Source organism: Verrucomicrobiia bacterium (assembly GCA_035629175.1).
Classification (GTDB): domain Bacteria; phylum Verrucomicrobiota; class Verrucomicrobiia; order Limisphaerales; family DASXHY01; genus DASXHY01.
The window spans coordinates 95,279-107,818 of record DASPIL010000029.1; the positions used below are offsets into that span (position 1 = coordinate 95,279).

At 56.2% G+C, this 12,540-nt stretch carries 8 protein-coding genes and 1 CRISPR repeat array; of the genes, 4 read left to right on the top strand and 4 right to left on the bottom strand.

Annotated elements, in window-relative coordinates; genetic code table 11:
* The first annotated feature begins 106 nt into the window (after window positions 1–106).
* Window positions 107–1,088: direct repeats of the CRISPR family, unit length 36 nt; unit sequence CTTTCCGCGCTCATCTGAGCGCGGCCCCGTTGAAGC.
* A 189-nt stretch (window positions 1,089–1,277) separates the two neighbouring features.
* Genes VEH04_04840 through VEH04_04855 form a run of 4 tightly spaced genes read left to right on the top strand, consistent with a single transcriptional unit; the run spans window position 1,278 to window position 8,872 of the window.
* Entirely contained in the window at window positions 1,278–2,729 is a 1,452-nt protein-coding gene (locus tag VEH04_04840) for a hypothetical protein (GenBank protein HYG22089.1), read from the top strand.
* Window positions 2,726–3,478, top strand: coding sequence for a hypothetical protein (locus VEH04_04845; protein HYG22090.1), 753 nt, complete (start codon window positions 2,726–2,728; stop codon window positions 3,476–3,478). The genes VEH04_04840 and VEH04_04845 overlap by 4 nt, the downstream gene beginning before the upstream one ends.
* A gap of 55 nt (window positions 3,479–3,533) precedes the next feature.
* The gene (locus VEH04_04850) at window positions 3,534–7,835 is read left to right on the top strand and encodes a hypothetical protein (protein ID HYG22091.1); all 4,302 of its coding nucleotides are present in this window, start codon (window positions 3,534–3,536) and stop codon (window positions 7,833–7,835) included.
* A complete protein-coding gene (locus tag VEH04_04855) occupies window positions 7,832–8,872 on the top strand; it encodes a hypothetical protein (protein ID HYG22092.1) in 1,041 nt (346 codons plus the stop codon). The genes VEH04_04850 and VEH04_04855 overlap by 4 nt, the downstream gene beginning before the upstream one ends.
* A gap of 468 nt (window positions 8,873–9,340) precedes the next feature.
* Here the strand turns inward: VEH04_04855 and VEH04_04860 are convergent, their stop codons facing one another.
* The 4 genes from VEH04_04860 to VEH04_04875 all read right to left on the bottom strand — a co-directional run.
* Window positions 9,341–10,993: an IS66 family transposase gene (locus VEH04_04860; GenBank protein HYG22093.1), complete on the bottom strand. Its 1,653-nt coding sequence runs from the start codon at window positions 10,991–10,993 to the stop codon at window positions 9,341–9,343.
* The gene (locus VEH04_04865; GenBank protein HYG22094.1) at window positions 10,990–11,859 is read right to left on the bottom strand and encodes a Druantia anti-phage system protein DruA; all 870 of its coding nucleotides are present in this window, start codon (window positions 11,857–11,859) and stop codon (window positions 10,990–10,992) included. The genes VEH04_04860 and VEH04_04865 overlap by 4 nt, the downstream gene beginning before the upstream one ends.
* Before the next feature lie 55 nt (window positions 11,860–11,914).
* Entirely contained in the window at window positions 11,915–12,253 is a 339-nt protein-coding gene (gene tnpB, locus VEH04_04870; GenBank protein HYG22095.1) for an IS66 family insertion sequence element accessory protein TnpB, read from the bottom strand.
* On the bottom strand, window positions 12,247–12,540 hold a 294-nt coding region (locus VEH04_04875; protein HYG22096.1), incomplete at its 5' end, for a hypothetical protein. The genes tnpB and VEH04_04875, both read right to left, overlap by 7 nt.

The following is a 12,540-nucleotide window of genomic DNA, read 5'->3' on the forward strand; positions in this document are numbered from 1 at the left end:
ATAGCAACAACAACCAAGCGCCATGAATGCGAACGCCCTTGAAAAAGTGCCGCCGGTCGCAATCGAAAGATTGCACCATTGCGCTAGAAGAAGTAAGAGAAGGGCTCTTTCCGCGCTCATCTGAGCGCGGCCCCGTTGAAGCCGGCAGCGGGTAGTAGTAGCTCATCATTGGACCTTCCTTTCCGCGCTCATCTGAGCGCGGCCCCGTTGAAGCCAAAAGCTGCTGAAGTGGTATCCCTACGCTTTGGCGGTCTTTCCGCGCTCATCTGAGCGCGGCCCCGTTGAAGCAGGACTGGCGAGGAAAATCAAATCATTTCGCGGGTTCTTTCCGCGCTCATCTGAGCGCGGCCCCGTTGAAGCCGTCAGAACCCGCTTGGTCGGGGCGCAAGGCTGGGTCTTTCCGCGCTCATCTGAGCGCGGCCCCGTTGAAGCGCGAGGGAAGACATCAGCTCGAAGCAGCTCTGGATCTTTCCGCGCTCATCTGAGCGCGGCCCCGTTGAAGCCACGATGACGAATCGGCGGGCGACTGGGAGGATGGCCTTTCCGCGCTCATCTGAGCGCGGCCCCGTTGAAGCGCCAAGTTCCATTCGTCGGACTTGATCTTGTATTGCAACCTTTCCGCGCTCATCTGAGCGCGGCCCCGTTGAAGCACATTAGAAGAGGTTCAAAAGGTTATTGAATCCGTCCTTTCCGCGCTCATCTGAGCGCGGCCCCGTTGAAGCGAAGCCGACGATTTGAAATCTGCCGCTGAATTGCTGGGCTTTCCGCGCTCATCTGAGCGCGGCCCCGTTGAAGCGAAAGACCATCTGTTTCTATAGTATCAAAATTAGGAACTTTCCGCGCTCATCTGAGCGCGGCCCCGTTGAAGCCACTCAGACTTTGCCCTGTGATGGGTGCGCCAAAGCAACTTTCCGCGCTCATCTGAGCGCGGCCCCGTTGAAGCATAAACGGGAGACTCATGTCCGTGGCCGTTTGAGTACTTTCCGCGCTCATCTGAGCGCGGCCCCGTTGAAGCACCGCCAACCCCAAGCGGAGTTGGCGGCGACGCAGTGCTTTCCGCGCTCATCTGAGCGCGGCCCCGTTGAAGCTCAGACTTCCGCGCAACGCCAATGCGCCCGAAATTGGGCTCTCCGCGCACTAACGAATATATGTACACGCCCTTTGCTTTTCCATTTTGACGCTTTTCAAAACAGAATATTTAATCAGCGATTGGAAATTACGAAGACACTGAATTGGACTGTATTTGTCCTACTTGACTTGGTTAAATCCACATCACGATGAAGGTGATCCCCAATTCACAGACTTGGTGGAGCGCGGCCATTGACAGGCAGCGATCGCTGGCGACCACGGCGCCGCTTCAGTCGTTAGATGCCTTCAAAAGCCACATCGGAGCACAAAAGCACGACATTCGCATGTATTGCTTGTATGTGATTGACCAGGTCGTGTTGGGAATGCGCGCGCATCGCGGTGAGCGCATGGATGTCGTTCAGAAAGCTTTGGGTGAGTTGATCGCCCGATGCGATCCACAGGTGAGCGAGGAATTCAAAGGGCGCATCATTACTTACGTGATTGACGGGTTGCTCAATGCACGAGGGCGCGGTGAACCGTTTTCTGAAACGCTCACCGTCTTTGACGAATCCGGCACAGCACACCGCGAGCGTTATCCTTTCACTCTGCTTGAAGCCAAGGACATCGGCGATGACGATTTCTACTTAGTTGCGAGCCCTCAAGCCATTCGTCTCTACACGGATTTGCTCGCGCGCGATGTGACTGACGAGCAGGTCGCCAACGAATATCTGTTCCGATTTTTGGTCGAACGCGGAGAATGGCAAAAGGCGGCTGAAGAGTCGGCGCGTATGGAGTTGTTGAGCCTCGAATACGAACAGACAATCCGCAAAGCGATTGAACAAACCGAAGTAAATGTGCGTGCTCTAAATTGGAAAGACACAGTGCGCGTTCTTCAGCGTGCCCGGTCGCATGTGGGCGAGCGGGTGAAAGCAGAGAATAGTGTTCTTGCGTCGCTTCGGGAGAAACTCGCACAAGGCGAAGCTTTGTCCGACGATGATCGGGGCAAGCTCGTCAGGGTCGAAGAAACGCTCAACACGGTCATCTGCCGCCACACGCGGCTCGCGCAAACGCTGCTGGACGCCAATCAGCGGTTTGCCGAAGCGCAAGACGCGCAGTGCTATCGTCCGCGTCGTTTGAGCAGCTATGCCGATTTGGAAAACGATTTGTTTCGTCCGTTGTTGTTGATGCCGACAGGACGGCTTGCGGCAGCAGCCGAGGAATTCGCCGAATTTATTTTCCGGCCAGAGCCTCGTCCACTGCCAAGTCTGGTCGAAATGATTGACCGTTTGCTCCAGCCTGAAAAAGAACATCACACACCCACCGGTGACACAGACAGTGACCTTGAGGGAGTTGAACCAGAGCCGCCATTCCTTAACGCTGACGATTTCGCTCAAGCGGCAGCAATGCTCACCTCCATCAACGAACCTTGCCTCCTTACCGACGTATTGAAGGAAATGTCCACGCAGGGATTGAAACCAAAAGTGCGCGACTTGGTTGTGACCGAACTGCTGAAAATCTCCGGCACACCTGAATCTCGCCTGCGAGTATTGGGCACGGGAAGAAAATTGGCTTTCGATAGCTACACGGGAGATGAACTGGCGATTGAATTATCGGACATCTCAGTATCGCGATCTCTGCAACCCAAACAACTCCACGCATGAGTAATCTAGCTGACAATGCTTTCAAAGCTGGCCGGTTGTTTCATTACGCCTGCAATATCCGCGAGCGTCCCGGCGTCCAAAACCCGGAATACGCCCAACTCATCAACGACTACCACAGCCTTCCCGACATGCGCTGCATTTTCGATTCCTACGCTGACGCTTGTCTGCTGGAAGTTCTCGAAGTTTCGGAAGTGGGTGTATTCCTTGCCTCCAAGACTGGTGGACGGCGACAAGGCAGTGCGTTCAGTTATCGGCTCACCGATTACAAAACGTTCGATGATGCACGCGAGCGCGTGTTGCATGGAGTCATTCAACTTGTCATCGCCAGCTTCGTATTCCCATCGCCCGAACGGCTGGAAGACCCGATTGACAGCCTTGGGCCAGCCGTGCAGGTGGGGCAACTTGTTGCCCATCTGGACGGCTTATTGGAACAATTCCGGCAAGCTTGCCAGCGAATGCCCTCGGAAAATCCTGATGACGATCCGATCTGGCAACAACTCCGTGTGCTCGTTCGCGAGATGCCTACCGATACTGGCAGACAGGCGCGGCACACTCTGACGCGGCAGGTTCAGACCGCGTGCGCAGTGCTTGAGCGGGAAGGCTTCTTCCGCAAACAGGAGGCGCGGCCCGGTAACCCGGAAAAGTATATTCCGCTCCCCCAATATCGCGTCCATGTGCGTCACTTGGCGGATCACCGGCGGTTGTATGACTTCGTGGCAAAACTGAAAGGCGAGGTGGCCAATGCTTAAACTTCGTCGTTGTCACCTCTCGTGTATCGGGAATCGTAGCGCCCGGTTCAGTCCTGTGTCGTTGGATTTTTCGAAGGGAGAGAGCGCGGAAAACAGCGTCGTGTTCCTTGAGAATGGCGGCGGAAAAACCACGCTGGCGGCGTTTCTTTATCTGACCCTGTGGCCGGAGCAAAATCACTTTTTGCTCAAAGCTGCCAAGAATCCCAAAGCCCGCGTTGCAAACTATCTCTCGGCGGGACAGGCGGCCTACATCGTTTTGGAATGTGAAACGCGCGTCGCCGGTCTCGTGGACGAACCGGTTGTGCGCGTCATCGGACAAGTCTTGAAACGACGCGACACGACAGAACAATCGCCAGTGGACCGGCACTTTTTCACTTTCCTGCCGCGTCCGGGAATGGCGTTCGATGATTTGCCGATTCATGGCATCAACGGACAGGCAGCCTCGTTGAGCTACGATGATTTCCGTGCATGGCTTCGGGAACGCCAAGGTCAGTTCGCGGGCGCAGAATTATGGGAAGGCAGTTCAGTCGAGGAATACATCAAGAAGCTTCGGGAAATCCACGCCGAACCCGAACTTGTCCGTGTTCAAGTTGATCTGAACAAGCGCGAAGGCGGCATTGACGACCACTTTAAGGAACATTGCGCTGATTCACGGAAATTCGTTCACACGTTTCTCGACCTCGCGTTGCAAAGTGCCAAAGGCGATGAAACCGTTGGCGTGCTGGGAAAGTTTTTGGCGGAGTGGCAGAATATCGGCCACTTGGAGGAAGAAACAGCCTTCTGTGACGAATTTGTTGCCGCATTGGCATCGCTCGCGGATGCGCAAGACCGTTGGTCGCAGTCGCACAGAAAGTTGCGTGATTGCCAGCAACGTGCTGCTGGACTTTGGCAAAGTCTGAATCGGCGCGTGGACGAACTGAAACAGCAACAGGGGGAGACAACACAAAACTTGCGGGAGGCGAAGGCGAAGGCGCTCAAGGCCAAGCAAGATGTGGACAATTCGTATCATCACACTATCAGCTACGAACTGGAATGGCTGGAACTTCGGGCCAAAGAGGCGGCGCGTGATGCCGCCGATGCAGAAAACAAATACAAGGAGGCAGAGCGAGCAGACCGCCTTGCAAAACTTGCTGTGTCAATTGGCGACATTGAACGCCGCCGCCGTGATTTGGAAGCCAAGCGCCGAATTCTTGCAGACAAGCAGGCTGAATTAGCGCCATTGCTTTCCAAATTAAACTTGCTCGGCTCGGCGTTCGCTGCGCGTTTGAACGATGAGGCAAACCGAATTGAGTCTGATTCCAATGAAACCGCCAGCTTATTGACAGATGAACAAAATCGCGACAGCGATCTCGAAAAAGCGCAACAAGACTTGGCCGTGGAATCGAGTCGGCATGAGCAGACATTGACCACAGTGAAGGGCTTTTTTGATCGTCGCAGAAATCAACGCGACAAACTCGGTGAGCGAGGACTACTTGAAGCAAACGAACGAGCTGAAGATGGGCGAATCCGTTGGGATGTTCGGCGGCAAGCGGAAGAAGCAAATGTCGGCGAACAGCGTGAGCGCCAGCGACAATTCACCCAGCGCCTCTCGGAGTTGAACGTCGAACATGCGCGGATTCAAGGCGAGGCGGCGAAGGCCCAAAGTGAAGCCCGGCAGTCGAAAAACAAACTGACAGCGGCGCAACGCGAACGAAGCGACATCATCCACCATGATTTGATTCTGGCGCACTTCGGCGACCAGTTTGATCCATTGCGGCACGGCGTGGAGGAAGAAGTTACACGGAAGCAAGCCGACGCATTCCACTCGCTGCTGAATTTGCAACTTGATGCGGCCGCGTTGTCCCGCAATCGCGAAGGCATCGCCCAGCATCAGGTGCTTCCGCCTCCACGCGACGTCGAGTCCGTGCTGGAGCGTTTACGCGAAGCCGGAGTCGAGGCGCTGCCAGGCCTGCGCTACCTGGCGGACACCTGCGGTTGTGAGGAGGCCGAGCGTGTCATCCGTGCCGACCCCGCGCGTTATGGGGGCGTGTTCGTGTCTCCCAAGCATTGGGAAAAGCTGGCAACTCTCGCTTGGCCGGAAGTTTCGCAACCTGTCGTCGTATCGGCGAATCCCGACAAATTTTCAGACGCTGCTCAACCTGACCGGCGCATCATCATTCCGACGCGCGCCGCGTTTGACAAGGCCGAGGCCGGGCGACGGTCGTTGCGGTTGGAGGAGGAATCGGCTGCCACGCAGCGACAACTCAACGAGCGCAAATCGGAGTATGATGGACTGGCGGATGTGTTGACCCGGTTGCGGGCGTTTGTCGGCAACTATGGTGAAGGCAAATTGGCCGCGCTCGAACGCGATGTTCAGGCGAAGGAACGTCACGCCCAAGCTTTGGAAACGAGCATCACGGAACTCAAAAACCAAATCGAAGACACAACCACTGCGCGCGACACGGCGCGGCAATCCGAACTGACCTCGCTGAATGGATTGGAAAATCAAATTCGCCCCGTGTTGACCGTTATTGAGCGGTTCATCATGGACGTGGAAAGCCAGATTGACGAAATGCGGTCACGCGAAACTACCGCGCGAGATCGCCTGGCCGCGATTGAAGGCGAACGCGAATCGCTCAAGGGGCAGCGCGAAACCTGCAAGCAATCCATAACAGCATTTCAACAAAAGTCGTTTGCACTTCAGCATCAGTTCAATGAGGCCCGAAACGAGTTGAGTGCCATTCACCACTGCGATGCGGCAGTGGACGCCGAACTCGTGCTGCAATCGTTGGAAACACTACGAGCAAGTTATGACGAACAGCGTAAATTTTACGAGGGCAAGCAGGACGTGGAAGCCCAAATTGAAATCAGAACGGCTGAACAAGTTATCTCCTCGAAACAAGCCGACTTCACCAGCCAACTCAAAGACATCCCCCAAGCGGAGGTAAGCGCGCTGGCAAGAGAGAACGATTACGCCGAAGGTAGGTTGCGCGAATGTGCCGATTCAGCCGCGACGACATTGGGGCTTTCAATCAACGACCGCGCCCGCAGAGAAGCGGCCAGAGACGCTGCTAAAAAGGATTGGACTGACAAGGAACGGAATGCGCCAGAGGAAGGAAAGCGACGCTTTCCCGATGGCGAGAGACGTCCGCAAACAAGCACCGACGCTGCGGCGTTATTAGAGCAAGGCCGCGCATTGCACCAGCAACGCCAAACCCGCAAGCAAGAGGCGGATGCGAATGTCACTTCCTTGATTGAGCACGGCAATGATCTTGAAAAGCAGGCGGCGGAATACGAAAGCCAGCGCAACCTACTTGACCGCTTCAAAGAGGGCGAAGCCACAGCGGTCGAGCTTCCTAAAGACACCGCTGACATTCGCACGGCGGTCACAACCTTGTGCGGGGATGAAAAAGCCTCCGCCGCAGACGAACAGCGGATCAGGAATGAGCGTGGTGGCAAATTGAAGACTGCGCGTGAGGTTACGACCAACGAGCGTTTCGGAGGCAAAGTCTCCCTAGCGAAACGATTCGAGGCATACACAGATGACAGTCTATTGGGTGAACTCACGCAAATCCGCCATGACCTTGACCAGCGCATCACCAGCAATCGCGACCGCCTAGCCGGACTCAAGCAGACTCGTGAGCAACTGGTTCACATGATGAACGGCCTGGCCGACGAAATTCTTGCGCTGTTAAAAAGCATTGAGAAGGTCAGTCGTTTGCCCGAGGAAGGCATGGGCATTTGGAGCGGAAAGCCATTTATCAAAATGTCCTTTTACCAGCCGGACGATGCGGAACGGCAGGTTGCGTTGCGGGGTCTGCTGGAAGAATTGATTGAGTTGCGTCGTTCGCGCAACAGTGACACACCCGATACTGATGCCAGCGGCCTGATGCGGCTGATTGCCGACCGCCTTGTGTGCGACAAGAGAGTTCGTGTCCAGATTCTCAAGCCGACGCCTGTCCGCACGGACACTTACGAGGACGTGGAAATGTTGCGTCATTACAGCGGCGGTGAAGGTGTGACGGTGGCACTTCTAATGTATCTCACCATCGTTCAACTTCGCGCGCAAAGAACACAAAGCACGCACCGCTTGCAGGACGCCGGTTTTCTATTGCTCGACAATCCGTTTGGCAAATGCAACCGCGAAGACCTCGTGCGGATGCAAGTTCAACTCGCCGATCAACTTCGCGTGCAACTCATCGTTCTCACCGGCCTGCGCGAACCTGTAATCATGATGAGTTATCCGCGCCGTGTTCGCCTCGTGAATGACACGGTGAATCGGGTCACGGGCGCGAAACATGTGCGCGTCGACGGGGATGGCGATGGCAACATTACTGCGGTCGAAAATCTCCGCCGTTTTTCTTTCAATGGATCATGAACCGTAGCAATGATGCGCAACAATTCTGGGACGTGCTGCGACTGGCACATCCACACCGCACGCGGTTTTCGCTTGAACATTTGCTGGAGAATTTTAGACAAACGTTCCCGCATCGTCGCGGTGATACGGATGCACGCTTTGTCTTGGCAACTTTGCTTGGCGAATTGGAACAGTCCGGGAGTATCCGTTTGCCGAACAAGACTAACCGTCGTGCTTATGACCATTCCGAACGAACTTCGCTGCCAAAGCACGTTGTTCGCTGTGACCGTCCAATACGGGTAAAACAATCGAGCTTGGTTTGGCGACCCGAACTCGCATTCGCCCCAGAAGTTGGTTCCTCTTTGCAAACAGAACTGTTTGCGATTCAGGAATGGTTTCGCAATGGAGGAACTACCGCAGTGTTTGTCGCGCTGCGCGAACGGTCGGTTGAAATCTTCGGCGACGAAAAGCGGCTTGATTCGCTTTTGGGAAGCCAATTGTTCGCTCCAGGTCGCCTCACCCTCGAACTGCTGCGCTGCTATCTTCCGTCCGTGCCGATTTATGTTGTGTCCGTGCCGGATGATGGAGCATCTCGTCCACTGCTTGTGGTCGAAAACCACACCACATTTGACACGCTGTGCCGGTGGAACGAGAAGCAGCGGCTTTATTCAGCGATAGCTTTCGGTGCGGGTGCCGCCTTCATCGCCGCCTGCGAATCCCTGCGACCGCATCTCATTGCGCCGGGTTGCTCGGGCAAATTGTTATACTTTGGCGACCTTGACCCGAAGGGGCTTTGGATTCCAGCACGCGCATCTAAAGATTCCGGCATTGAAGTGCAACCTGACGAAACTCTCTACAATCTTTTACTCCTGAAAAATAGCACTTACAGGGGACCGCAGGGTGATTCATTCTTATTTGATACTGAATTGTTGAATTGGCTTCCCTCAACTTTTCGCGAGGAAGTTAAACAATGCTTTCATCGGGGCAGAAGACTCCCTCAAGAGTTGGTATCGCTTATCGATCTCACTTGTGGGGTGCTTTACCCAAGTTCTACATAGATTGAATTGTATCCATGCTTTCCTAGCAGCATGAGACGGATGTGTGTGTGTCCGTGATGGACGCAGAGGCGTGGCCAGAGTAGGCCTGCAATTTCCAGGACCTCTTCCGGTCCACGTGAATAACCGACGATTGCTGTAACAAGCTGCATCACTTCAGATGTTGCTTGCGAAAGTTCGGGGCGGACTCTCATGCGCTTTCCTTGTTTTTGCGTACCACAGAACGCTGTCAGGATACGATCATTTTTCCGCGCCATTGCGGGTAAAGAGAATGTAAGCGGTAAGGCGTGGGCGTTGCACTATAGGGACAACTTTCGCCGAGAACAAAGCAAGATATGTGGTGTGATCTCTGTTGCGAAAAGTCCCGGCCATCCCTATGAATGCTGACCTCGGTTAAAGCAAAACCACCCTTGTCGCAGCCGAAAGGGGCTGAGGGATCGAGCTGCGACAAGGGATTTTCTTTTTGCAGATTCAGGAGGAGTTGGGCGCCGCAGGCTTCCAGTTCTCCGGCAAAAGGCAATCAATCTCCGTGTTCTTCATTCCAGGCAAACGCTGGAGGACATCGGTCAGGTAACTCTGCGGATCGATTTGGCGTCGTCGACAGCTCTGAATGATGGAGTAGATGACGGCACTGCGCCACCCGGCCTGGGGATGAGCGATGAAGAGCCAGCGCCGCTTGCCGACGCAACTGGGTCGAATCGCATTTTCAACGAGATTATTGTCCACCTGATAGTCGGGCCGCTCCAGATAGACCTGCAACGGGTCGAATTCACGAAGGAAGTAAGCGATTGCCTTGCCCAGGGAGCTTTGCGGCAGGACCAGCGGTTTGAGCTGCTCAGCGCGTTCCTTCATCGCGGCCCAGAGCGCGGGTGCGCGTTGGGTGCGCAAAGCCTGGCGTTCGGACGGGGAGAGCGGGCGCGCCTCATCCTCGATCAGATAAATCTGGCGGAACTGGGCGATAAACCACAGGGCTTGCCGGTCGCCTTGCAAGGCAGCCTCGTAGAACTTGCGCCTGGCGTGAGCCGCACAACCGGCCCGGCGGACGCCCGGCAGCTTCTTAACCAATGTTTCGTAAGCGCTGAAGTCGTCGCTTTGGAAGAGGCCGTGAAAACCGGCCAGCACCTTTTTGGGAACTTCATGCGAACGGCTGCGATCGAAGATGAGCACGACGTCGCCGCCCGGAACCGCGATGAACCAAAGATAACCCTTGGCGGCCTTGCCTTTGACCTCCGGGTCGAGAACCCGGACGGGCGATTCGTCGATTTGCAGGTAACTGCCCTGGACGATCCGCTCGAGCATCCGATCGACGATCAAACGGAGCAGGCCGGCAATGTGCTCAATCCATTGCACCATTTGCTGGCGAGGAACCAGGACGTTGTGGCGTTCGCGGAAAGTCCGTTCCAGGGTGTAGAGCGCGATATGATCGTCGTACTTGGAAAGCAGGATGTGGACGGCCAGCCCGACTCCGAGTTTGCTGCCAGGCAGCAATTGCGGGGGCAGCGGGGCGATGGCTATGCCGCCGCAGCCACATCGGCATTTGCGTTTGATGCGCACCGTTCGCCGGACGACGAGTTTGGCGGGAATCAGATCCACGACCTCGCTGGTTTCCCGGCTGACTTCCTCGCCCATCTGGCCGCAGCGTTGACAGGGCGGCTCCGACGGTTCCAGCACCGTAGTCTGCACCTCCAGGTGCACAGGAATGCTCCGCGGCTGGCGTTTGCGGCCTTTGGACTTCTTGTCCTTGCCGCCCTCATCCTGGTCTTGGCCTTTGTCGTCGTCCGTGTCTTCGTCGAGGACATCGCCACTATCCGGAGCGGGCCGGGATTGCTGCTCGTCGAGATCGCTTTTGACTTGGTTCAGTTCGGCGGTGTGTTCGTCGGTCATCCGCTCGGAGGTTGGCCCAAAGAGCATGCGCCGGAGCTGGGCGATGAGCGCCGCCTGTTCATCGGCTTTGGCGCAGAGTTCGGCAATGGTTGTGTCCCGGACCGCAAGCAACTCCCGATAGATCTGTTCCTGGGATCGCAAGCTGCGGTTGTGGTGCTCCAACTGCCGGAGTTGCTCCTCGGACTTTCGGAGCTGCTCCTCCAGTTGCCGTGCTTGCTCTTTTAACTCTTCCCGACTCATGCGCACAGCCGTGCCCGAAATTTTAGGTGCAGCGGATAGAGGTAAACATCCTTGCGTGGAACCTGGATCTGGCGGTGTTGATCCTGCCGCGTTCGCCCGGTCGTTTGTCCGGCTTTGATCCAGTTGGCCGCTCGATAGGCCGTACCTTGGAAACGTCCTTGCTCGACGAAGGTCTCCAAAAGGTCGATGTCGTGCCCGTACTTAGCTTGCCAGTCCCGGCGCAAGCGCCGCGCAATGGTTCCCAGAATGCAGCTGGCCAGATGCGGCACCACCACCCAAGGCAAGATGAGAAATCGGCTGTTATTAACGACGCGATGGAGCTGGCGTCCGCGTTGCTCGAGGGTCCAGCCGATGAACTCATCGCGAGCCTGGCACTTCCAAGCAGCCGCACCGAAGACCATGCACGCCAGCAAACGACCGTTGGAATCGCGCACCGCGTATTGCAGGTTCTGTCCCACGGGTCCGGCGTATCCCAAATAGTGATGCAATTGCAAATAGGCGGCCAGCTCCGAGCGCAACGCCGGATCCCGGCTGACTTCCGTCACGATCAGCGTACCCAGTTCTGCCAGGGCGCACTGAATCGGCGCTTCCTCCGGACTCGGAACGGGTGCGGGTTGCCGACGCATTCGGTTGGGAGGAATCTGGCGGCGTTCGGGCAGTTGAATCAGGCCCCGATCGTGCAGTTTAACCAGCAATGTTCGGCTGGCCATGTCCTTCCATTGTCCCGCGCCGTTGCGCCAATCCCATTGTTCGCACAACGCCAGCGACAACTTTCGCCGGCTCCATCCGGGATGGCTGGAGATCATCTGTCGAATCTGTTCCAGGTGAGCCCGACTGAGCGTGCGGCCCTGCACCGTCAAGTTCATGGGCGCAAGTATGAGGCAGGGATGGAGCGGAGTCCAGCTAAAAATGAAAAATGGATTAAGCGCTTCGATACCACCGCTGGCGCGGCTGTCCGTCGATCCCGTGAACCAGCAGTTGCAGTTCTTCCGGTCGCAACCCGCGGCTGATGTCCTGGCAATCGGGCCACGCATAAGAGCCGCGCTCAAGTCGTTTGCAAAACAGGCAAAGGCCCGAACCGTCCCAGAAGAGAATCTTCAGACGGTTCTTTCGCCGGTTGGTGAACACGAAGAGGTAACCACTGGTTGGCTCCTGCTGCAGCGTCTCTTTGACCAGGCTGTAGAGACCGTTAAAACTTTTGCGGCCATCGACGGGCGTCACCGCCAGAAAAATGCGCGTGGCCGGTGAGAGGCTTAGCATGGCCGTCGAAAACGTTCGACCAACCCGGCCACCACATCAGGATCGCACTTGCCCTTCAAGCGTACCGTGATATCCGTTCCGACGGCGATCTCCACCGACGGCGACATCAGCAAATCCAGCGCCTGTGAAGGAGGCGCCACTTCACGAAATGCGACTCGTCTCAGCCTGGCGGTGGGCGGTTGATCCCGATAAATCCATCTGCGCAAGGTTCCCAGACGGATCTGGCGCGCTGCGGCGAACTCCTCCTGCGTCTGTTGGCTCTGCCGCCACTCTGTCACGAAGCTTCG

What these genes read in the sequence shown, in the direction of transcription:
- VEH04_04840 (HYG22089.1), top strand. Translation starts at nt 1,278, where the DNA reads ATGAAGGTGATCCCCAATTCACAGACTTGGTGGAGCGCGGCCATTGAC.
- VEH04_04845 (HYG22090.1), top strand. Translation starts at nt 2,726, where the DNA reads ATGAGTAATCTAGCTGACAATGCTTTCAAAGCTGGCCGGTTGTTTCAT.
- VEH04_04855 (HYG22092.1), top strand. Translation starts at nt 7,832, where the DNA reads ATGAACCGTAGCAATGATGCGCAACAATTCTGGGACGTGCTGCGACTG.
- VEH04_04860 (HYG22093.1), bottom strand. Translation starts at nt 10,993, where the DNA reads ATGAGTCGGGAAGAGTTAAAAGAGCAAGCACGGCAACTGGAGGAGCAG.
- VEH04_04865 (HYG22094.1), bottom strand. Translation starts at nt 11,859, where the DNA reads ATGAACTTGACGGTGCAGGGCCGCACGCTCAGTCGGGCTCACCTGGAA.
- tnpB (HYG22095.1), bottom strand. Translation starts at nt 12,253, where the DNA reads ATGCTAAGCCTCTCACCGGCCACGCGCATTTTTCTGGCGGTGACGCCC.